We start from the raw sequence: 20,620 nt of genomic DNA on the forward strand, positions 1-20,620 counted from the left end.
ATGTTGCGCGGGCCGCCGCCGGCGGGGCCGTACGACCGGTACGTCAGTCCTTGATCGTGCACTCGTTGCCGAACGCCGGGTTCCGCAGGCCGATCGCGTTGATCGAGTTGCCGCAGACGTTGGCGTTGACGTCGATGGGGATCTGCACGACGTTGCCGGAGAGGAAACCGGGGCTGATGCCGGCAATGCCGACGGTGCCGTCGTCGGCGCTCGCCGTACCGGCGCAGGCCAGGAGGGCGGCGCAGACCAAGACCGATCACGGCGGTCACACGTGTGCGCATGGAAATGCTCCTGTCATTCGGAGGGACACGTGTGTCCGGGGGGTCGGGGTTCGCGCGGGGTTTCCGGCCGACTCCCGACGAGGCTCCCAGCCGCCGCCGGGTGGGATTCCGGCGGGATCACGGCGCGGTGGCCGAGGCTCTCCGGATGCACGCTGGGCCCGCGCGTTGAATGGTGATAGCGGACCCGTTTTTCAGCACCGGGGCCGCACCAGCGATCCGGACCCTAGGGAGCAGAGAACATGTCGACGTCACAGCCCCACGCGTCCCGGCCGCCCGAGGACAGCACCACCCCGGACCGCCTGCTCCACGCCCGCACCGGCACCGACGTGTCGCCGGAGGACCTCGTCCTCGCCTCGGGCAAGGACATCACCCCGCACAACCTGGAATGGGCCAAGCGCAAGCTCGCGGCGGAGGGCCCGGCCGCGCTGGAGAAGCTGCTGCCGTAGCTCTCCCCTCGCGGGACGTCACGCGTCACGGACTCCCCGTGACGCGTGACGCCGCGCGGGTCACACCCTGTCGTCGCCCTCCGGCAGGTCGCCGTCGTCCTCCACCACGTGCACCGCCGCCTCCTCCGCACCGGCCGCGCCCCCGTCGATGCCGATGTCCGTCGCGACGGTCTCCTTCGTCGTGTCGGGATGGGCGCCCTCGTCCGGGGCGACCAGACGGCCCGCGCGTGCCGTGCCCGCCTCCGGGTCGATCGGTTCGCCGTCGCTGTCGGGGCTGTCGCCCATGCCGTCCCCGGCGGGCTCGGGGGACACGTCGGGGACCTCCTGGGAGAGGCGCTCATCGAGGGTCTCGCCCTCGTGCTGCTCGGCGGCGGTGGTGCCGCGCTTGGTGACACCGAGCGGCTTCTCCGGCGGGGAGTAGCCCTCGTCGAGGGTGTCGTCGTAGGTCCGTTCGTCGACGGCGTCCTGGAGGTCCAGCGGCGCGGCGTCCTCCTGCTCCTCGTTGGTCCCGGTGGGCTGGTACGCGTCGTCCGCCATCGGTTCGGGGCGCATCGGTTCCGTGCCCATCACTTCTGCCTCCCTGTCGCGCTGCGTCGACTCGTTCGTCTCATGTGCCCGTTCCGCGTTTCCCGTTACGCGTGCTCTAACCCCGGGCCAGGCCACCCGTCCACTTCTCCTCGATGCGCCCGAGCCTCCACACCAGCAGCGCCACCACCCAGGTCACGACGAACAGCGCCACGACGACGTAGCCGAGGACGTTGAGGTCGAGGCCGGAGATCCAGTCCCAGAAGCGGCCGTGCAGGCCGAGCCTGTCGATGAGCAGACCCAGGAGTTCGACGGTCCCGATGAGCAGGGCCACGGCGACCGACAGGCCGGTGATCGTGAGGTTGTAGTAGACCTTGCGGACCGGCTTGGAGAAGGCCCAGCCGTAGGCGAAGTTCATGAACGTGCCGTCGATGGTGTCGAGCAGACACATCCCGGCGGCGAACAGGACGGGCAGGCACAGGATCGCGTACCAGGGCAGGCCGGAGGCGGCGCCCGAGCCCGCCAGGACGAGCAGGGCGATCTCGGTGGCGGTGTCGAAGCCGAGGCCGAAGAGCAGGCCCAGCGGGTACAGCTGCCCCGGCTTGGAGACCGACTTCATGACACGACCCAGGAGGCGGTTCATGAAGCCGCGGTTGTTCAGCTGCTCCTCCAGGGCCGCCTCGTCGTAGCGGCCCGAGCGCATGCCGCGGAACACCTTCCAGATGCCGGCGAGAATGACGAGGTTGACGGCCGCGATGAGGTAGAGGAACGCTCCGGAGACGGTCGTACCGATCAGGCCCGTGACGTCGTGCAGCGCGGAGCCGTCGTCGCGGACCGGCCCGGCCAGGGTCTTCACGCCGAGGGTGAGCAGGAAGGCCAGGACGAAGACGACGCTGGAGTGGCCGAGGGAGAACCAGAAGCCGACCGACAGCGGCCGCTGTCCCTCGCCCATCAGCTTGCGGGTGGTGTTGTCGATGGCGGCGATGTGGTCGGCGTCGAAGGCGTGCCGCATGCCGAGCGTGTACGCGGTGACGCCGATGCCGACGCCGAAGGTCTGGGTGCCGATGGCGCGGTGCTCGGGGGCGACGATCGCGACGAGGGTGAACCAGCCGATCACGTGCAGGGCCACGATCACCGCGGCCATACCCCCGGCCCTGGTCCACTCCTGCCGCGTCAGGGAGGTACGGACGCGGTGCCGGGCCGTGCACTGGGCGGCAGCCGGGGCGGGGAGGGGCGGAGTGGACTCAGGGGCGGCCGTCATCGGGGGGGGGGAGGGTCTTTCTGTCGGACGGACGGCTGCGGGCAACAGCCTCGTGCCATCCTCCGGTACCTGCAACCCGTGTGCAGTAAAGCCCGCGACAGATCTTGTCCATGGATCCGAAAACTCCGCGGGACCGAAAACTCCCCTGGGACCGGTGACTCCGTCAAGCCTGGCATCCCGCGGCAGTGAGGTCTCACACCGCGGCGTTCGGTCCGTCCGGCCGGTTGCGGCGCTGCCCGACCATCTCGCGGCTGAGCCCCTCCGTCTCCGACTCGGGAAGCCGCTCGAACCCGTCCTCGGTGATGACCGACACGACGGGGTAGATGCGGCGGCTGATGTCCGGGCCGCCGGTCGCGGAGTCGTCGTCGGCCGCGTCGTAGAGCGCCTGGAGCGCGGCCAGGGCGGCCTCGCGCCGGGACATGCCGGGGCGGAACAGCTTCTTCAACGCGCCCCGGGCGTACGGCGATCCAGAGCCCTCGGCGTGGAAGCCGAACTTCTCGTAGCGGCCGCCTGCGACGTCGAAGCCGAAGATCCGGCCCTGCCGGCCCTCGGGAGCCGCGGGGTCGTAGCCGGCGAGCAGCGGGACGACGGCGAGGCCCTGCATGGCCTGGCCCAGGTTGCCCCGGATCATCGTGGCCAGCCGGGTCGCCTTCGCGGCGAGGGTCATGGGGACGCCCTCGAGCTTCTCGAAGTGCGTCAGCTCGACCTGGTACAGCTTCACCAGGTCCAGCGCGAGCCCGACGGAACCGGCGAAGGCCACCGCGGTGTGGTCGTCGGCGGGGTGCACCTTCTCCAGGTCGCGCTGGGCGATCAGATTGCCCATCGTCGCCCGCCGGTCGCCCGCGATCAGCACGCCGTCGCCGTAGGTGAGGGCCAGCACGGTCGTGCCGTGCGGGGCGCCCTCGGCGCGGACGCCGTCCGGGAGGATCCGGCGGGTGCTCAGCAGGTCGGGGCGGTGGGCCGTCAGGAACTCGGTGAAGGACGAGGTGCCCGGTGTGAAGAACTCCTCCCCCAGCCGGCCCTCGTGGTCGTTCCCCGCCATGGCGTTCCCCCCTCGTCCGTGACCGTCAACCGACTCCTACCTGAACGGGCCGGGCGGGAAACGCGAGTTGGGACAGGAGCGCAGTGCGGCGTCAGGGGGCGGACCGCTGTGCGGGCGGTGCGACGCGGACGTCCAGGTCCGAGATCCGGTGGACGGGCCAGGTGCGGGCGTAGCGGGGCGGGGTGCCGTCGGCCGGTGCGATGTGGGCGACCGGGAGACGGTCCGCGGTGCGCAGGATGTCCGCCACCGTGGTGTTCTCGTTGTGGCCGGCGGTCGCGCCCGAGGAGCAGCCGGTGTAGTAGCCGATCGGGATGGCCTCGTGGCCGGTGAGCAGGCAGGGCGGGCGGACGCCGAGGCGGTGCAGTTCTCCGGCGGTGCGGTCCCAGTCGCGGCGGCTCTCGGTGTTGCGGGAGACGGCGCCTTCCAGGACGGCGATCTGCACCGCCAGGTGCCCGGCCAGGCCGAGCGCGACCAGTGCGGCGGCCACCGGCCGCCACTTCCCGCCCGGGGTCCTGACCAGGTGCCACAGGGCGTCGGCGACCGGGATGGCGAGCAGCGCGTAGGCCGGCTGGAGGAAGCGGGGCGCCGCGTAGCCGATCATGAACAGGTACGGCAGTGCGGCCGTGGCGGCGCAGGCCAGGGGGATCAGGGTCCGTCCCAGGCGCCGGGCCCGGCCCGCGACCACCAGGCCGAGGCCGGCCAGGACGGGCAGGGCGAACCACCAGACGGTGACCAGGGGGTTGGGCATCGGCACGGTGCACGGCCGGCACAGGGCCCGTCCGCCCAGGCTGCGCAACTGGTCGTCGACGGCGATCTGCCAGCCCAGCCCGCCCTGGATGCGGGAGGCGTCCGACAGCCGCTGTCCGAGGCCGCCGTGGCCGAGGTAGGCCTCGATCACCCACTCGACGGCGCCGGCCGCGAGGCCTGCGGCGAGCGCGAGGAGGAGTCGCCAGTGGCGGCGGACCAGGGTGAGGACGAGCAGCGGCACGGTCACCCAGACCGCGTCGGTGGGCCGCATCCACGCCATGAGGGCGGCGCCCACCGCGATGCCCCACAGCGCCGCCCGGGCGGAACGGTCCGCCCGGGCCCGCAGGAAGCAGCCCACAGTGATCAGGGCGCCGATCGCGACCCAGTAGTTGGGCATGGCCTGCGGACCGTAGAAGAGGGTCATCCACAGGGAGGCGAAGAGGGCGCCGCCGAGGACCAGGACCCGGGTCGGGAACAGGCCCCGCCAGGCGCGCAGCGCCAGGAAGAGTGCGACGCCGGACAGCAGGGCCAGGTAGACGCGCAGCAGCGGGACGGACGACGACCAGGACGCTACGGGCGCCACGAGCAGGGACACGCCCCGGGAGCGCGGTGCGCTGAAGAAGGCCGCCGGGGTGTGGGAGGTGACCTGGCTGACGTAGACGATCTCGTCCCAGCCGAGGCCGAGGACGGGCCGGACGAGGACGAGCTGCGCGAGGACGAAGACGGCGGCCAGCGCGGCGAGAGGCCTGTCGACGCCTCTCCTGCGGGGGGTCCTCGACGCGGCCGCCTGTTCGCGTCTTCGCATACGGACGAGGATGGCGTTCGCGCCGTCGGACATCGTCCACCCCTTACCCCTACGCGCGCAGGGCCGCTGTGACCCCCACGGCCCGCGAGCCGGACCTGGAGGTCCGATAATCGGATAACACGGCCAAGCTAACCCGCGGGGTGGGGACGTGCAGACCGCAATTCGGCCAAGTGCCTGACGCGATCAGGAGGTCAGCGGGCGTTCGGGGTCCGGTGCGGGGGCTGGCTCGGGGCCGGACGGCGGGTCAGCGGGGGAACGGGACGGGTGACGGGGGCGTCCTCGCTCACCGTCACCTCGCTGCCGTGGTGGCGGATCGTCAGGGGCGGGCCCGAGCGCAGGGTGTACGTGGCCTGCCCGGCGGTCAGCTCCACCCGCAGGCACCGGCCGAGGAAACCCACCGAGAAGGCCAGTCGGCTGTACCTCTCGGGCAGGCGCGGCGCGAACCGCAGGCCGCCGTCGGCGCACCGCATACCGCCGAAGCCGGCGACCAGCGCCATCCAGGTTCCGGCCAGCGAGGCGATGTGCAGCCCGTCGCGGGTGTTGTGCTCCAGGTCCCCGAGGTCCATCAGGGCGGCCTCGGCCGTGTAGGCGCAGGCCAGGTCCAGATGGCCGGTCCGGGCGGCCATGACGGCCTGGACGCAGGCCGACAGGGAGGAGTCCCGTACGGTCAGCGGCTCGTAGTAGGCGAAGTTGCGGGCGATCTGCTCCTCGTCGAAGTACTCCTCGAAGAAGCTGCCGCAGGTGTACATCGCCAGCACCAGGTCCGCCTGCTTGACGACCTGCTTGCGGTACAGGTCGAAGTACGGGAAGTGCAGCATCAGCGGGTACTGGTCCGGGCCGGTGCGGTCGAAGTCCCAGCGCTGGTAGCGGGTGAAGCCGGCGTGCTGTTCGTGCACGCCCAGCTCCTCGTTGTAGGGAACGTGCACGGCCTCGGCGGCGTCCCGCCAGGCGGCCCGCTCCTCCTCGTCGGCGCCGAGCCGGGCCGCCTCGTCGGGATGGCGTTTGCAGGCGTCGGCGGCGGCCAGCAGGTTCGCCCGGGCCATGAGGTTGGTGTACGTGTTGTCGTCGGCGATCGCGCTGTACTCGTCCGGCCCGGTGACGCCGTCGATGTGGAAGACGCCCCGGTCGTCGTGGTGGCCGAGGGAGCGCCACAGCCGGGCGGTCTCCACCAGCAGCTCCACGCCCGCCTCGCGCTCGAATTCCTCGTCGCCGGTGGCCGCCACGTACCGCACCACCGCGTCCGCGATGTCGGCGCCGACGTGGAAGGCGGCCGTGCCGGCCGGCCAGTACGCGGAGCCTTCCGAGCCCTCGATGGTGCGCCAGGGGAAGGCGGCGCCGCGCAGGCCGAGCTGGGCCGCGCGCTCCCGGGCTGCGGGCAGGGTGTCGCGGCGCCAGCGCAGGGCCTCGGCGGCCGCGGCCGGCGCGGTGTAGGTCAGCACCGGCAGCACGAACGCCTCGGTGTCCCAGAAGGCGTGGCCGTCGTAGCCGGAGCCGGTGAGGCCCTTGGCGGGGATGGCTCGCTGTTCGGCGCGGGCGCCGGCCTGGAGGACGTGGAAGAGGGCGAAGCGGACGGCCTGCTGGATCTCCTCGTCGCCGTCGAGTTCGACGTCGGCGCGTGCCCAGAAGTCGTCGAGGTAGGCCCGCTGGTCCTTCAGGAGCCCCCACCAGCCGCTGTGCGCGGCCGCCGCCAGCGCCGCCTCTACCTGGTCGCTCATCGCGGGCCGGGAGCGTGCGCCGGACCAGCCGTGCGCGACGAGCTTCTCCACCCGCAGCCGCTCCCCCGGCTCCAGGACGGAGGTGATGGTCAGCCGGGCCACGTCCACGTTGCTCTCGCTGCTTGTCGTGGTCCGTTCCGGGCCGGTGACGAGGTGGTCTGCGGCCACGGCGACCCTGAGGCCGCTGCGCCGGGTGCGGTGGACCAGGCGCAGCCGGCTGCCCGAGGCGAGGTCCTCCTCCGGTTCCAGCGGCGACTTCAGCGCCCGTGCGGCGCGCGGGTCGCCGTCCGGGGCGGGCAGGCTCTCGTTGGCGACCAGTTCCGACTGGACGACCACGCGGGTTCGGCTGTCGACGGGCTCCACCTCGTACGCCACGGCGGCGATCGCCCGCTGGGTCAGGGACACCAGCCGGGTGGAGCGCACCCGGACCGTCGAGCCGGCCGGGGAGGTCCACTCGCAGACCCGTTCCAGCACGCCGCGCCGCAGGTCAAGGGTCCGCTCGTGGGTGACGAGCCGCCCGTAGCGCAGGTCGAACGGCTCGTCGTCGACGAGCAGGCGCAGCACCTTGCCGTTGGTGACGTCGATGGACGTCTGGCCGGACTCGGGGTAGCCGTAGCCGGCCTCGGCGTACGGCAGCGGGTGCAGTTCGTGGACGCCGTTGAGGTAGGAGCCGGGCAGGCCGTACGGTTCGCCCTCGTCGAGGTTGCCGCGCCAGCCGACGTGGCCGTTGGACAGGGCGAACACGGACTCGCTCTGGGCCAGCAGGTCGAGGTTGAGTTCCGTCTCGCGCACCGTCCAGGGTTCGACGTTGTACGCCCGCTGCGCGATCACTCCGCGTCCCCCAGTTCGGCGAGGTCCTTCACCACGACGTCGGCGCCGTGCGCGTACAGCGCGTCGGTCTGTCCCACGCGGTCGACGCCGACGACGTATCCGAAACGGCCCGCGCGGCCCGCGTCCATGCCGGCCAGCGCGTCCTCGAAGACGGCTGCTTCGGCCGGCTGGACGCCGAGGTCCTCGGCGGCGGCCAGGAACGTGTCGGGGTGCGGTTTGCCGGGCAGCTTGCGCTCGGCGGCGACCACTCCGTCTATCCGCACGTCGAAGAAGTGCTCGGCGCCGATCGAGCGCAGCACGTCCCGGCAGTTGGCGCTGGAGGAGACGATCGCGGTGCTCAGGCCGTGCGCCCTGACCGCCTCCAGATAACGCAGGGTGCCTTCGCATGCCTCGACGCCCTCGGTGCGGATCTTCTCCAGGACCAGCTCGTTCTTGCGGTTGCCGAGCCTGTGCACGGTCTGCGCGCCGGGTGGGTCGTCGGGGTCGCCGTCGGGCAGGTCGATGCCGCGGGACGCGAGGAAGGTGCGCACGCCGTCGGCGCGTGGCCGGCCGTCGACGTACTCGTCGTAGTCGGACGCGTCGAACGGCCGGAAGTCCGCGCCGTCGCGTTCGCGCAGGAAGGCGTCGAACATCTCCTTCCAGGCGGCCGCGTGCACGACGGCCGTCTTGGTGACGACGCCGTCGAGGTCGAAGAGGCAGGCGTGGATGTCTTCGGGGAGTCCGAGCTGCGTCATACAGGACCGGTTTCCCTCCCGGTGGTGTTCCAGTGAGTGGCGCACGCCACACACAGGGGGGCGCGAGGGGCGCGGGGCTCCCGGCGCCCGAGCCCGGACGCGGGTGACAGACTCTCTTCCGTGCTGCTCACCTTCGACGACCTCGTCCACCGTGCCCGCGCCCTGCCCCGGGGAGGCCGGCGCGCGATCCTCGGCATCACCGGCAGCCCCGGCGCGGGCAAGTCGACGCTCGCAGAGCACCTGGTCCGGGACCTGAACGGATCGGGCGCCCCCTGGGTCGCGCACGTCCCCATGGACGGCTTCCACCTGGCCGACGCCGAACTGGAGCGCCTCGGCCTGCGGGACCGCAAGGGCGCGCCCGACACCTTCGACTCGGCCGGCTACGCGGCCCTGCTGGCGCGCCTGCGCGAGGAGACACACGCCGACGACACCGTCTACGCCCCCGGCTTCGAGCGGACCCTGGAGCAGCCGCTCGCCGGCGCGATCCCGGTCCCGCCGGCGGCCCGTCTGGTCATCACCGAGGGCAACTACCTCCTCCTGAACAGCGGAGCCTGGGCCCGTGTCCGCCTGCTCCTCGACGAGGTGTGGTTCTGCGAACTCCCCGAGCCGGAGCGGATCCGCCGACTGGTCGCCCGGCACGAGCAGTTCGGCAAGACGCACCAGGAGGCTCAGGCCTGGGTGTCCCGCTCGGACCAGCCCAACGCCGAACTGGTCGCGACGACCCGGGGGCGGGCCGACCTGGTGGTGCCGGGGTCGGCACCGCCGCGCATGGGGGCGTGAAAAATGCGCACGCCCAGGCACAGGTCGCGCGCCTAAAGTGCCCGCATGGGCTTGGACATCACGGTGCTGGCGGTCGACTGGGAGCGGCTCGAAAGGACGCCGTTCGAGGAGCGGTACGCGTTGCTCGTGGACGCCTCGCTGCCCGAGGAGGCATTCGACTGGGACGCGGAGCCCGAGCGGGGCTGGGTGTGGCCCACCGCGTCGGGCGTGCCGTGGTGCGGCCGGTACGAGTTCCACAGGACCAACGGCTCCTACAAGCCGCACTTCTGGGCGGGGCAGGCCTGGGAGGACGTGCGGGAGCATGCCGGGCCTGAACAGCGCGCGCACCTGGACGCGTTCCTGCAAGGCCTGATCTGGGACGACGGCACCGACACCGAGGACGACACGGTCTCCGGCCTGTTCCCCGCGGACCCTGATCCCTGGCGCCGTCGGCTGCTGCTCGCCTGCCCGCCAGCGACCGTGTCCGCGCTCGCCGGCCACTGGGCACGAGCCGAGCCCCTGCTGGAGGGCCTGCGCGAGCCGTACGGCGTGCATGCCGCGTGCCCCGGGCGGTGGATCGAGGACTTCGACGAGTTCTCGGTGCTGTTGCGGGAGTGGGGCGTGGTGGTGACGGAGGCCGGCCGGCGCGGGTGGGGGCTGATCGGGCTGCCGTTGTGACGCGGACTCATGCAGTCACCTGTGCCCGCAATCCGTTTCCCGGCCGCGTCCGCAGTGAGGCATGATCGGTCGCATGATCAGGTCCGCCACAGTGAACGACGTCCCCGAGATCCGGGCGATGATCCGCGAACTCGCCGCGTACGAACGGGCCGTCGAGCAGGCCCGGGCCACCGAGGAGCAGCTGCGTGAGGCACTGTTCGGTGAGCACCCGGCCGCCCACGCGCTGATCGCCGAGGACGACGGCACGGGTGAGGCCATGGGCTACGCCCTGTGGTTCCCGCGCTTCTCGACCTGGACGGGCACGCGCGGCATGCACCTGGAAGACCTCTACGTACGGCCGCGGGCGCGCGGCGCGGGGCACGGAAAGGCCCTCCTCGCCGCCCTCGCCGCGACCTGCCGGCGCAACCGTTATGACCGCTTCGAGTGGTGGGTCCTGGCCTGGAACACACCGACGATCGACTTCTACAAGTCGCTCGGGGTGGAACTCCTGGAGGAGTGGAAGGTGTGCCGGCTCAGTGGCGAGCCCCTCAGGGAACTCGCCGCTCAGGCACCGGACGTCGTGAACCCCGCCTCCGGCGTGTAGGAGAGAACCCCGTGCGAGCCCCTGTGACCGAGGTGATCGAGGCCCACCGTGTGCTGGCACGCCTCGTCGGCCCGCTCGACGACGAGCAGGTCCGTGCGGCGTCCGCCCTTCCCGGCTGGTCGCGCGGGCATGTCCTGGCCCATCTCGCCGACAACGCCCGGATGTTCGCCCGTCTCGCGGAACACGCCCTGCGCGGAGAGCTCGTGCCCGCTTACGACGGCGGCGTGGACGAGCGCAACGCGATCATCGAGGCAGGCGCGGGCCGCGGTGCCGCCGGTCACCGCGCCGAACTCGCTGCCCGCACGGCTGAGTTGGAGGCGGTCTGGGCGCGTCTCGGCGACGCCGACTGGGACCGTCCGGTGACGTTCCGCAACGCTGACGTCGCCGCGACGGTCTACGCCCGCTGGCGTGAGGCCTGGATTCACATGGCCGATCTGGACCTGGGCGTCCGGCCGGAGGACTGGCCCGTGGAACTGGCCTGTCACGCCATCGACTTCCTGCTGTGCCGGCTGCCGGCGGGCACGGGCGTGCGCGCCGAGGACACATCGCGGGAATGGTCCGTCGGCGACCGGACCGGCACGGTGGTCACCGGGCGGGTGCGCGACCTGGCCGCCTGGCTGGCGGGCCGGACACCCGCCACGTCGCCGGTGGCGGCGGAGGGGCTGCCCGCACTCGGGCCGTGGCCGCCGCATCCGCCGCAGGACCGCAGGTGATCCGCTCTCAGGCGTCCGTTCCGCGGGACAGTGTCAGCTCCGGTTCGGCGTTCGCGTCGCCCGCCGCCTCGCCGATCACCGCCGTGAACGCCTCGGCGCGGACCGTGAGGGCCGTGCCCTCGCGCTCGAACGCCGGTGTGAACTCGTCGTCGTCCGGGCCGTAGCGGACCGCGAAGACGTGCAGGTCCTCGGGTGCGCCGGGGGCCGGTTCGGCCTCCAGGGCGGAGGAAGCGACCAGGTGGCACCAGCCCTCGTCGGGGTTGCCGTAGCCGCGCGGGTCGAGGGCCAGGGCGAACGCCGCCTGCTCCTGGGTTCGTTCGGAGCGGGCGTCGAAGTGGTGGACGTCCTCGGCCTGCGGGTGCGTCAGGCGCAGTGTGCCGGCCGATGCCACCCTGGCCCGCGCCGTGCGGCGTACCCGGTCGCCGTCGTTCTCCGCGTACGGCAGTCCGGCCAGCAGGTACGGCGTCCCGCCGAGGCGTTCCACGGCCACCGTCGTCCACAGACGCGTGCCGTCGGTGACGTACAGGGAGCGCACATGGCGCAGGACGTGGTCGCGGCCGACCACCGGCTTGGTGACCAGTTTGGCCTTCAAGGGGCCGGACTCCGCGTCCCGCACGCGGACCTCGCCCATCGGGCGGCACAGCAGGAAGCCGTCGGCCACGGGCCCGAAGCCGTGCTGGCGATTCACCGCGGCCGGGAGGTAGTAGGTGCCGGCCGCCTCGACCAGCGACGGGGTCATGCGGTCGTCGAAGGCCACCGAAACCGTGCCCGCGCGCAGTTGGTGCCGGGCCGGAGCCGTCGACGGGGTGCGGTGCCAGCGCGTGGTGTCCTGGATCTGCCAGACCAGCATCCACGCGAAGTGGCCGTCTACGCCGCCGTCCGCCTTGCGGGCGTGCCGGGCCCAGCGGCTGTCGCCACGGTAGCGGCCCAGGTCGGAACCGATGCGGGCGCTGAAGTAGCGCAGGCCCAGCACCGACTCGAAGGCGGAGTGCTGTTCACTGTAGCGCGGGCCGCCGATGTCGAAGCCGCCGTTCGTGAGGCGGGCGTCGATGTAGCGGGCGAGGGCGTCGCCGTCCTCGGCGAAGATCTCCTCGCCGCTGACCCGGTGGGCCTGGGCGAGGAAGGACAGGGAGATCGGGCCGTAGTTGTTGTCGTAGGCGCCGCCGTGCTCGGGCGGCAGGAGTGCGCCGCGGTCGCGGACCCGGTGGGCGCGGATCTCGTCCTCGTACAGCCGCATGGCCCGCCGCCGCACCGACGCGCCGTCCGGGGACGGCAGGTGCCGGGACAGCATGAGGCCGCCGACCACGCAGCCGATCGCCTGGTTGCCGGCCTCCTGCGGGTTGAAGAACGTCACCTCCGTCAGCCAGCGCCAGTAGCCGTGGGCCACCTCGACGAGCCGGGCGCGCTGTGCGTCGTCGACGAGGCCGTCCGCCGCGTCCAGCACGTTCACGGCCTGGAGCAGCGCCCACACCGTGCTCGGCCAGTCGCCGATGGGGTGCGCGCCTGCCGCCAGGGTGTAACGGGCGTACGGCAGGCCGGAGTTGCGCGTCCGCAGGTTGGGGTAGCCGGGGTTGTCCTCGGTGTAGACCCGCTCGCTCAGGTGGAAGGCGAGACTGCGGCGCACCGCCTCCGGCAGGCGGGGGTCCTTGGTGCGCTGCCAGGCCAGGGCGAGCAGGGAGGTGACGCCGAGGGAGGTGTCGCCGATGTCGTCGGCGCAGTCGGGGTGTTCGAGGTTGCCCTGAGGCGTCAGGCGGGCCAGGGCCTGCTCGGTGACGTCGGCGAGGACGGCGTCGTACGCCTCCGGGGTGTCGGGGAGGTCGTGCAACGGGCCGCGCTGGTGAGGGAGGTGCACGGGTGGATCAGCCCTTCATGCCTGAGGTGGCCATGATATGGATCGTCGGGGACAGGGGTCACACGACAGGTGCGGGCCGGCGGGCGCGCAGTGCGACGGTCAGCGTGTGCGGGCCGAGTCCCCCGATGTAGACGCGGTCCCCGGTCGTGGCATCGGTGCCGCCCACCACGGTGTAGTCCTGACCCGGGTCGTACCGCAGGACGTCGCTCCGGTCCGGTCCGGCCAGCGGTTCGCCCGCCTCCACGCCGGCCTCGATCCGGATCTCGTCGTCGCCGACCCGGTAGGTCATCGGCCCGGTCGTCAGGCACCAGCGCCCGTCGCCGATCGGTACGGCGCCCTCCGGCACGCCACCCGGCCGGAAGGTCAGTTCGAGGGCCCAGGGCACCCGTGGTCCGCTGATGTCGATCCGCAGGTCGGCACCGTCCTCCCTCAGGTCCACCTCGACGCGGGTCGTGTGGGAGACCTCGTCCCGCGGCCGCTCCGGGAAGGCCATCGCGGCCGAGAAGCGTCCCTCGTCCGCCATCCGGTAGACGCCGTCGTCCCGTCGCCGGTCCGACGGGAGCGGCTGGTAGTAGGCGGCCGAGAGGGTTTCGGTGAGCCGGTAGCGGCTGTCGGTGAGCCGTTGCATGCCGGCGGCGCGGAACGGGCCCAGGTCGAAGAATCCCCGGGAGAGGCGGACCGCGTCGAGGACCGCGTCGCCGGCGAACAGGCGCAGGAAGGTCGGATTGCAGGCGAGGCCCGAGCGGATACGCCGGTGCTCGGGCACGTCGGAGCCGCCGTAGACCACCGTGTGCGCGGTGGCCGAGGCGCGTACGGCGAGGCCCGCGGTGGTGAGGTACCGGTCGCGCGGCAGCGCGTGTGCGGCCGGTGCCGGCAGGACGCGGCACAGGTCCGGGGTGAGGAGGGTCTCGGCGAGCAGGCCGGGGTCGTCGATGCCGCCGGCGGCCGCCTGCCGCGCCGCCCGGCTGAAGTCGCCCCGGCCGGTGCGGATCGCGAGCAGCCGGTAGTGCGGCAGATAGGGCGCGAGCGGGAACGGGTCGTGCTGGTCCTGCCGTCGCGAGTGGACGGTCTCCACCGTGCCGTCCGGCCTGATGAGGTCCAGGGTCGTGGCGAGATTGCGTTCGACCGCCTCCAGCAGGTCGCCGCGGCCGAGCACGTCGGCCAGCAGCAGCAGCGAAGGGTTGGACACGTGGGCCGCGTAGTTGGCGCTCCGTTCCGAGTACAGGCCCTCCGCGTCGATGTCGACGCCCTCGGCGAGCCACTCCTCGACACGGCGGAGCAGCCGGTCGTCGGGGAACGACCGGTGCAGGCGGGCCAGGGCCGCGCACAGCTCCCAGCGGTGGTTGGGAGTGTGCACCCCACCGGTCAGGAGACTTTCGCAGGCGGCGCCGGCGATCTCGGCGAGCGCGGCCGTGACGCCGCGCAGTTCCGGCCCCGCGCCCGCGGCGAGGACGTGCGCGTCGCACACGTCGTTGACGGTGAACGCGGAGTCCGGCGGTGACTGCACGTTGTCGCCGCCGGCGAACAGGCCGGTGGTGGTCTGCGCGGCCCGGAGGGCGCCGAGGTGGGTCATCGTGGCGGCGACGGCCTGCCTGCTGCCGTGCAGCGCCGAGTCCGGGGAACGGTACGCCGCGACCAGAGTCTTCACCCGGCGCGCCAGGGCGCGGTGGGTCACACCGGCGGGTGCTTCGCCGGGGCGGGCCGCCAGCGGGGCGGCCGACCGGTCGGCGGCGCCGGCCACCGCGCGGACGAACTCGTGGTCGAGCTCGGTGGGCAAGGTCAGTCCTTCAGTCCGGCATTGATGTTGGCGTTCATGACGTAACGCTGGAACACCAGGAAGACGAGGATCAAAGGGATCATGGAGATGACCGATCCGCCGAGCACCACCGACCAGTTGATGTTCTGCGCCCCGACGAGGCTCTGGATGCCGATCTGCACGGTGAACTTCTCGGGGTCGTTGAGCATCAGCAGCGGCCAGATGTAGTCGTTCCACCGCCACTGGAACGACAGGATGGCGAGCGTCAGCATGATGGGCCGGGAGATCGGCACCATGATCCGCAGGAAGATCGACAGCTCACGCGCCCCGTCGATGCGGGCGGCCTCGATGAGCTCGTCGGGGACCGTCAGGAAGAACTGACGGAACATGAAGCATCCGGTGGCGGTGAGCACGGCCGGGAGGATGATGCCGGCGAGCGAGTTGTACAGGCCGAGGTCGCGGACCACCAGGAACTGCGGGGCGAGCATGACCTCGCCCGGCAGCATCGTGGTGGCCAGGATGCCGACGAAGAAGACCTTGAGCCACTTGTTGTCGTACTTGGCCAGTGCGTACCCCGTGCAACAGCTGACTCCCACCGTGAGGATCGTCGCGATCACGCACACGATGGCCGTGTTGATGAAGTACTGGGAGAAGTTGGCACTGTCCCACGCCGCCTTGTAACCCGACACGGTGGGGTCTTCCGGAAACAGCGTCAGCGGAAGGGAGAACAGGTCTCCCGCCGGCTTGAAGGAGCTGAGGACGAACCACAGCACCGGCAGCCCGTAGAGGGCCGCCAGGACCCACAGCAGTGTCGTCGCGGGCACCGCGCGCCGAAGCCCGCCGCCGACCGCGCCGCGGGGCCGCTTCCTGGAGACGGCCCGTGCGGAATCGACGTCGGCCTTGCGCGGCATGTCTGTGGTTGTCATCGGTTCTCCACCCGCCGGTTGACCATCAGCTGGATGATCGCGACGGCCATCAGGATGAGCATGAGCACGAACGACGCGGCGCTCGCGTAGCCGATCTGGCCCGCTTTGAAGCCGGTCTGGTAGATGTACTGAACAAGCAGGTTGTTCGACGTGCCGGGGCCGCCGTTGTTGAGGGAGGCGAACAGCGGGTATTCCTTCATCCCGTGGATCGTGTTGAGCAGGATGACGATGAAGGACGTCGGCGCGATGCTCGGCAGGGTGATGCTGAAGAACTGGCGCCACGGACCGGCGCCGTCGAGCGCGGCCGCCTCATAGTACGACGTCGGTACGTTCTTGATCGCCGCGATGAACAGCAGCATCGAGAAGCCCGTCCAGGCCCAGGATGCCGCCACCACGACCACGATCAGTGACAGGTCCGCGTTCGACTGCCACGGCACGGCGCTTCCGCCGACCTTATCGATGAGGTAGTTGACCAGTCCGAAGTTCTCACCGAACAGCCACCGCCACAGGACACCCACGACGATGGGGGACAGCAGCCACGGGATGAAGAAGAAGACGCGGGCGACGGACACGCCCTTGGCGTGCTTGCTCACCAGCACGTTGGCGATGAGCAGCGAGAACACGAAGTTCAGCGGAACGAAGAGCACGGTGTACAGCAGCGTCCGGGTCAGGGCGTCGAAGAAGGTGGAGTCCCCGAACAGGCGCTGGTAGTTGTCCAGTCCGACGAACTGGAACGCCCCCACGCCCGTGTAGTTGGTGAAGGAGTAGACGAGCCCGATCACCGCCGGCCAGACGAAGAACAGCGCGAAGAGCACGACGTTGGCCGCGATGAGGACGAGCGGCGCAAGGGTGTACTTACTGCGGCTCCTGGGCGGGCTCGCGGACACGTCCGGGGCGCGTTTGGTCATCTTCCTGACTCCGTGCTGGTGGAATGGGTTCCTGTGGGCTCAGGCCATGAGCCCGGCGTCGCGTGGGGCCCGAGACCGGGCGGCGGTGTCTCGACCCCGCCGCCCGGGCCTTCCGGCCTGCGCTCAGCCGCCGACCTGCTGGTTGTAGCCGGCCACGATGTTGTCCAGCGCCTTGTCGGCCGACTGCTGGCCGTTGATCGCCTTGCCGAGCTCCGTCTTGGTCGGGTCCTCGGTGAGGCTCTTGCCCTTCAGCACCCAGTTCGTCTGCGCGGTGTTGAAGTAGCCGGAGATCGGGGCGTACAGCGGGATCGACTCGTTGTAGAGCTTGAACGCCGCCTGCGCCGCCTCGGACTTGAAGGGGTACTTCGGGTTCAGGCCGGTCTCGACGGGCAGGAACCCGGACGCCTCGCACAGCGCCTGGTAGTGGGCCGGCTCGTACAGCCAGGACAGGAACTTCTCCGCGGCGGCGGCCGCGTCGCCGTTGTTGTTGAAGCCGACCGTCATGCCGCCGCTGTTGACGTCGCTGGCCTGCACCGGCTCGGCGGGAGTCGGGACGCTCGCCCAGTCGAACTTGTTGATGCTCTCCGCGAAGGCGGGCACCTGCCACACGCCGGACCAGTAGGCGACCACGTCACCGCTCTGGAACATGGCCGACGGGTCGGCGCCGCTGGTCCACACCGACTTCGGCATGGTCTTGTTGTCGTTCATCGCGACGAAGCGCTTCACGGCCTTCCTGGTCGCGGCGTCCACCGAGAACTTGCCGGAGGAGTCCGCGTGGACGTACTTCCCGCCGAGCTCGTACACCATGGCGCGGAGCCGGGAGGGCGACTGGTCGAACGTGAGGGAGTACTTGGCGCCGGTCTTCTCCCGGACCTTGTCCGCCGCCTTGATGAATTCGGTCCAGGTCCAGGTCTTCTGGGGCGAGGTGGGGACGGCGACGCCGGCCTTCTTGAACAGCGTCTCGTTGATGAACAGGCCGGAGGCGGTGATGTCCGAAGGGATGGACAGCACCTTCCCGGACGAGTCCTTGGCGATGAAGTTCTTGTTGATCTTGTTCTTCTCGTTGTTGGCGATGGAGCCGAGGTCGATCAGCTTGTTCGCCCAGATCGGGTCCAGCTTCGGCACTGCCGCCACGTCGGGCAGGGAGTTCGCCTGCGCGGCGTTGCGCAGCTTCGCGTCGTAGCCGTCGTAGGGGATGTTGACGAGGTTGACCTTGACGCCGGTTTCCTTCTTGTACTGCGCCACCATCTTCTTCCAGCCCGCGTCCTGCCCCGGAACCGTGGAGATCCAGAACGTCAGCGACTTGGAGGTCCCGCCCGAGCCGGATTCCCCCGACCCGCAGGCGGAGAGCAGAAGGGCACCTGCCGTGGCCACGGCAGCGAGGGGAACCACGCGGCGTATGCCGCCGCGGCCGAGCCGGCGGGAGCGCCGCACACCCACACTGATCATCTTCGATCCCTTTTCTCGTAGCGGAAGAAGCACGGCGCCAGCCGAGGCGGCACGGGTGCAGTTTGCAGGAGATTTTCGCTTTCCGGGGGCGCGGCCTCGCCCGGCCGCGTCGCATTCACGGGTGGGGTCCCCGGCCATGACGGCCGGCGTCGCACAAGCTCGCCCTCGTGCGGCTGCCGTACTTCGCGTACGAGCGGGAGGCTTACCCGGAGTCGGCGTCCCGGCCGACTAGAAAGCGCTTGTCCGGACATTGGCAGACCGATGGCGCAGCCGTCAATGCTTCGCCCGCACAGCTCCGGTCACGGTTTGAATTCCATGGGCGACCGCGAGCCTGCTGGCCCCCGCCACCGTGCCGCTGTCGCCCACGACACTGCTGACCACCTCGGTGGGCCAGCTCAGCCGGGCCAGCTCGGCCCGCACCCCGGGCAGGAGCTGCGGATCCGCGCCGGTGCCGCCGCCCAGCACGATCAGCCCGGGGTCCAGTACGGCAGCGACGGCGGCGGCGAGCCGGCCCACGTCGGCGGCGTGCGAGGCGACCACGGCACCGGCCGTGGCATGCCCCTGCCCGGCCAGGGCGAGGAGCCGCTCGGCGGTGCGCGGGCGGGGCCCGTCACCGTCCTGCCAGGCCTCGGCCGCACGGCGCAGCAGGGTGCGCGAGCCCATGCGCTGCTCCAGGCCCTCGTGGCGCGGTGCGCGGTCGTCGTCCCAGGGGTAGGGCAGCCGGGCCACCTCACCGGCGGCGCCGTTCGCACCGCGCAGCACCCGGCCGCCGATGACGACGGCGAGTCCGATGCCGACGCCGATGCGCAGGTAGCCGAAGGTGTCGCGGCCGACGGCGGCGCCCTCGTGGAGCTCGGCGAGGGCGGCGCAGTTGACGTTGTTCTCCAGGTGGACGGGGACGCCCTCGGGCAGGGCGACGGCCATGGCGTCGAAGACGGGTCCGGCCTTGGCGGTCGCGGGGCGCTCCCCGGCGCGGTCCCGCATGGGGACGTCGCCGACGGCGACCACGACGGCCCGCAGCGGGGCCCCGGCGGGCAGGGCGTCGAGGACCTTGCGGACGGTGTCGGCGGCCTCCGGCCGGGACCCGGCGCCCTCGGCGAGCAGCGTGCCGTCCAGGGCGCAGCCGCGCACCCGCGTCACGGCGGGCCCCAGGTCGACGGCGAGCACGGCGCCGGCGGCCGGTCCGAGACGGTAGATCGCGGCGCTGCGGCCGGTGCCTCCGGAGGCCCTGCCGGAGTGGGCGGCGAGCTCGACGGCTTCGAGCTCGGCCACGGCGGAGGAGACGGTCGGCTTGGAAAGGCCCGCACCGGCCGCCAGCTGGGGGCGGGTGGCCGTGCCCGTCCCGGCCAGTACGTCGAACACCACACGGGCACTCTCACTCAGGCGCATGGTCTCCCCAGGTCGTGCTGCGGCCGTGCAGGGCGGCGGCAAAGGTCGCGCGGCATCGGGATTCCGTGCCTCTTGACGCGCACCCTACTTCGTTAGTTAACTTCCTAACGAACTCCACGGTACTCGCCTGCCGTGGCCCGCAGAAGCCCGTCCCGGGGCTTCCCTACCTCTTCAACTGGCGTGGTCCGACGCACGGTTCGCCTGCCGTCGCCGTGACCGCGCAACGACGAAAGAGGACCCGTGCAGGACTCCACGCCTTACGTGGTCGGTATCGACGTGGGCGGCACCAAGACCCATCTGCGTGCCCTCGCGGGCGGCGAAATCGTCGTCGACCGTGTCAGCGGCAGTGCGGGCTGGCGGCCGCACGAGCCCGGGGCCGCGGCCGGCCGGCTGGCCGCGCTGGTCCATGACGCCCTGCCGGCGGACGCACTCCCGTCCGCCGTCGCCGTGGGCGGTCACGCCTGTGAGACGCCACGCCAGTGCGAAGCCATCCGGGCCGGGCTCCAGGAGCGGCTCGGGGTGCCCGCGCTGGTCGTGGGCGACGCCGAACTGCTCGTTCCCGCCGCCGGGCTGGACAAGGGCGTCGGTCTGGTCGCAGGTACCGGTTCGGTCGCGGTGGGGCGGCTGCCCGACGGCGGTCCGGTCCAGGTCGGCGGCTGGGGCGCGGTGCTGGGAGACGAGGGCGGCGCGGCCGGACTCGTCCGCGAGGCCACGCGGGCCGTCTGGGCGGCGCACGACCGCGGCGAGGAGCCCGACGCACTCGCGACCGGTCTGGTCGCGGCCTTCGGCGTGGCCGAGGTGCCCGCGCTGGGTGCAGCGCTGGAGGCCGCCACGGACGTCTCCGGCGAATGGGGCCGGCACTCCCCCGTGGTGTTCGCCGCCGCCGAGGCGGGCTCACCGCTCGCTCGGGCCGTGATCGCCGACGGCGGCCGGGCGCTGGCCTCGCTCGTCGTACGGCTCGCCGGGCGCGGGGTCCCCGTGGACGACGTGGTGGTGGCGGGCGGCACGGTGCTCGCCCAGCCCGCGCTGTACGAGGCGTTCACCTCCGCGCTCGCCGAGTCCCTGCCCGCGGCCCGCCCTCAGCGGCTGCGCGTGCCGCCGGTCGAGGGCGCGGTTGCGCTGGCCCGTTCCCTTCTGTGAGCCGGGCGGACGCCGTTCACGTTCCGGACACCGGCTCGTGGCCGATCCCTCTCCGAAGGGTCACGACACGGCCGTAGGTC

Annotated in this window: 19 protein-coding genes; 6 read left to right on the forward strand and 13 right to left on the reverse strand. The window is 71.8% G+C overall.

Features of this window, described 5'->3' with window-relative positions:
* Positions 1-43: 43 nt before the first annotated feature.
* On the reverse strand, positions 44-250 hold the full coding sequence (locus tag QC385_RS22585) for a chaplin (protein ID WP_336621318.1): 207 nt from the start codon (positions 248-250) through the stop codon (positions 44-46).
* A 270-nt stretch (positions 251-520) separates the two neighbouring features.
* Here QC385_RS22585 and QC385_RS22590 point away from each other — a divergent pair, with 270 nt between their 5' ends.
* The gene (locus QC385_RS22590; RefSeq protein WP_279543148.1) at positions 521-727 is read left to right on the forward strand and encodes a hypothetical protein; all 207 of its coding nucleotides are present in this window, start codon (positions 521-523) and stop codon (positions 725-727) included.
* A gap of 60 nt (positions 728-787) precedes the next feature.
* On the opposite strand, the gene QC385_RS22595 is transcribed toward QC385_RS22590, so the two are convergent.
* The 6 genes from QC385_RS22595 to QC385_RS22620 all read right to left on the reverse strand — a co-directional run bounded on the left by QC385_RS22595 (position 788) and on the right by QC385_RS22620 (position 8,387).
* Positions 788-1,279, reverse strand: a complete 492-nt coding sequence (locus QC385_RS22595; protein ID WP_279543418.1) for a DUF5709 domain-containing protein — start codon at positions 1,277-1,279, stop codon at positions 788-790.
* Between the two features lie 91 nt (positions 1,280-1,370).
* Positions 1,371-2,513: a HoxN/HupN/NixA family nickel/cobalt transporter gene (locus QC385_RS22600; RefSeq protein ID WP_279543149.1), complete on the reverse strand. Its 1,143-nt coding sequence runs from the start codon at positions 2,511-2,513 to the stop codon at positions 1,371-1,373.
* Between the two features lie 193 nt (positions 2,514-2,706).
* Entirely contained in the window at positions 2,707-3,555 is an 849-nt protein-coding gene (gene prcB, locus QC385_RS22605) for a proteasome subunit beta (protein WP_279543150.1), read from the reverse strand.
* Positions 3,556-3,646: 91 nt separating this feature from the next.
* Positions 3,647-5,140: a hypothetical protein gene (locus tag QC385_RS22610; protein WP_279543151.1), complete on the reverse strand. Its 1,494-nt coding sequence runs from the start codon at positions 5,138-5,140 to the stop codon at positions 3,647-3,649.
* Positions 5,141-5,298: 158 nt separating this feature from the next.
* The gene (locus QC385_RS22615) at positions 5,299-7,653 is read right to left on the reverse strand and encodes a glycoside hydrolase family 65 protein (RefSeq protein ID WP_279543152.1); all 2,355 of its coding nucleotides are present in this window, start codon (positions 7,651-7,653) and stop codon (positions 5,299-5,301) included.
* Complete coding sequence (locus tag QC385_RS22620) at positions 7,650-8,387, reverse strand: HAD family hydrolase (RefSeq protein ID WP_279543153.1); 738 nt, start codon at positions 8,385-8,387, stop codon at positions 7,650-7,652. The genes QC385_RS22615 and QC385_RS22620 overlap by 4 nt, the downstream gene beginning before the upstream one ends.
* 120 nt (positions 8,388-8,507) lie before the next feature.
* Between QC385_RS22620 and QC385_RS22625 the strand changes: the two genes are divergently transcribed.
* The 4 genes from QC385_RS22625 to QC385_RS22640 all read left to right on the forward strand — a co-directional run bounded on the left by QC385_RS22625 (position 8,508) and on the right by QC385_RS22640 (position 11,120).
* Complete coding sequence (locus QC385_RS22625) at positions 8,508-9,167, forward strand: nucleoside/nucleotide kinase family protein (protein ID WP_279543154.1); 660 nt, start codon at positions 8,508-8,510, stop codon at positions 9,165-9,167.
* Between the two features lie 45 nt (positions 9,168-9,212).
* Positions 9,213-9,824: a hypothetical protein gene (locus QC385_RS22630; protein ID WP_279543155.1), complete on the forward strand. Its 612-nt coding sequence runs from the start codon at positions 9,213-9,215 to the stop codon at positions 9,822-9,824.
* Between the two features lie 73 nt (positions 9,825-9,897).
* Complete coding sequence (locus QC385_RS22635; RefSeq protein ID WP_279543156.1) at positions 9,898-10,407, forward strand: GNAT family N-acetyltransferase; 510 nt, start codon at positions 9,898-9,900, stop codon at positions 10,405-10,407.
* 11 nt (positions 10,408-10,418) lie between these two features.
* Positions 10,419-11,120 (forward strand): maleylpyruvate isomerase family mycothiol-dependent enzyme, encoded by a 702-nt coding sequence (locus tag QC385_RS22640; RefSeq protein ID WP_279543157.1) that lies wholly within the window; start codon positions 10,419-10,421, stop codon positions 11,118-11,120.
* 7 nt (positions 11,121-11,127) lie between these two features.
* Here QC385_RS22640 and QC385_RS22645 read toward each other — a convergent pair whose 3' ends face one another.
* The 6 genes from QC385_RS22645 to QC385_RS22670 all read right to left on the reverse strand — a co-directional run bounded on the left by QC385_RS22645 (position 11,128) and on the right by QC385_RS22670 (position 19,400).
* Positions 11,128-12,972, reverse strand: coding sequence for a hypothetical protein (locus tag QC385_RS22645; RefSeq protein WP_279543158.1), 1,845 nt, complete (start codon positions 12,970-12,972; stop codon positions 11,128-11,130).
* Positions 12,973-13,030: 58 nt separating this feature from the next.
* Positions 13,031-14,749: a hypothetical protein gene (locus tag QC385_RS22650; RefSeq protein WP_279543159.1), complete on the reverse strand. Its 1,719-nt coding sequence runs from the start codon at positions 14,747-14,749 to the stop codon at positions 13,031-13,033.
* 2 nt (positions 14,750-14,751) lie between these two features.
* A complete protein-coding gene (locus QC385_RS22655; protein WP_279543160.1) occupies positions 14,752-15,654 on the reverse strand; it encodes a carbohydrate ABC transporter permease in 903 nt (300 codons plus the stop codon).
* The gene (locus QC385_RS22660; protein WP_279543161.1) at positions 15,651-16,562 is read right to left on the reverse strand and encodes a carbohydrate ABC transporter permease; all 912 of its coding nucleotides are present in this window, start codon (positions 16,560-16,562) and stop codon (positions 15,651-15,653) included. Before QC385_RS22660 ends, QC385_RS22655 begins: the two co-directional genes overlap by 4 nt.
* 123 nt (positions 16,563-16,685) lie before the next feature.
* Positions 16,686-18,011 (reverse strand): ABC transporter substrate-binding protein, encoded by a 1,326-nt coding sequence (locus tag QC385_RS22665; protein WP_279543162.1) that lies wholly within the window; start codon positions 18,009-18,011, stop codon positions 16,686-16,688.
* Between the two features lie 273 nt (positions 18,012-18,284).
* Complete coding sequence (locus QC385_RS22670; RefSeq protein WP_279543163.1) at positions 18,285-19,400, reverse strand: ROK family protein; 1,116 nt, start codon at positions 19,398-19,400, stop codon at positions 18,285-18,287.
* Between the two features lie 240 nt (positions 19,401-19,640).
* Here QC385_RS22670 and QC385_RS22675 point away from each other — a divergent pair, with 240 nt between their 5' ends.
* Complete coding sequence (locus QC385_RS22675; protein WP_279543164.1) at positions 19,641-20,540, forward strand: N-acetylglucosamine kinase; 900 nt, start codon at positions 19,641-19,643, stop codon at positions 20,538-20,540.
* Positions 20,541-20,620: the final 80 nt, after the last annotated feature.

The organism is Streptomyces sp. DH10, assembly GCF_029813805.1.
Taxonomy (GTDB): domain Bacteria; phylum Actinomycetota; class Actinomycetes; order Streptomycetales; family Streptomycetaceae; genus Streptomyces; species Streptomyces coeruleofuscus.

Coding starts and splice junctions, on each gene's coding strand:
- QC385_RS22620 (WP_279543153.1), bottom strand. CDS start 8,387: ATGACGCAGCTCGGACTCCCCGAAGACATCCACGCCTGCCTCTTCGAC.
- QC385_RS22590 (WP_279543148.1), top strand. CDS start 521: ATGTCGACGTCACAGCCCCACGCGTCCCGGCCGCCCGAGGACAGCACC.
- QC385_RS22595 (WP_279543418.1), bottom strand. CDS start 1,279: ATGCGCCCCGAACCGATGGCGGACGACGCGTACCAGCCCACCGGGACC.
- QC385_RS22665 (WP_279543162.1), bottom strand. CDS start 18,011: ATGATCAGTGTGGGTGTGCGGCGCTCCCGCCGGCTCGGCCGCGGCGGC.
- prcB (WP_279543150.1), bottom strand. CDS start 3,555: ATGGCGGGGAACGACCACGAGGGCCGGCTGGGGGAGGAGTTCTTCACA.
- QC385_RS22655 (WP_279543160.1), bottom strand. CDS start 15,654: ATGACAACCACAGACATGCCGCGCAAGGCCGACGTCGATTCCGCACGG.
- QC385_RS22600 (WP_279543149.1), bottom strand. CDS start 2,513: ATGACGGCCGCCCCTGAGTCCACTCCGCCCCTCCCCGCCCCGGCTGCC.
- QC385_RS22670 (WP_279543163.1), bottom strand. CDS start 19,400: ATGCGCCTGAGTGAGAGTGCCCGTGTGGTGTTCGACGTACTGGCCGGG.
- QC385_RS22610 (WP_279543151.1), bottom strand. CDS start 5,140: ATGTCCGACGGCGCGAACGCCATCCTCGTCCGTATGCGAAGACGCGAA.
- QC385_RS22630 (WP_279543155.1), top strand. CDS start 9,213: ATGGGCTTGGACATCACGGTGCTGGCGGTCGACTGGGAGCGGCTCGAA.
- QC385_RS22635 (WP_279543156.1), top strand. CDS start 9,898: ATGATCAGGTCCGCCACAGTGAACGACGTCCCCGAGATCCGGGCGATG.
- QC385_RS22660 (WP_279543161.1), bottom strand. CDS start 16,562: ATGACCAAACGCGCCCCGGACGTGTCCGCGAGCCCGCCCAGGAGCCGC.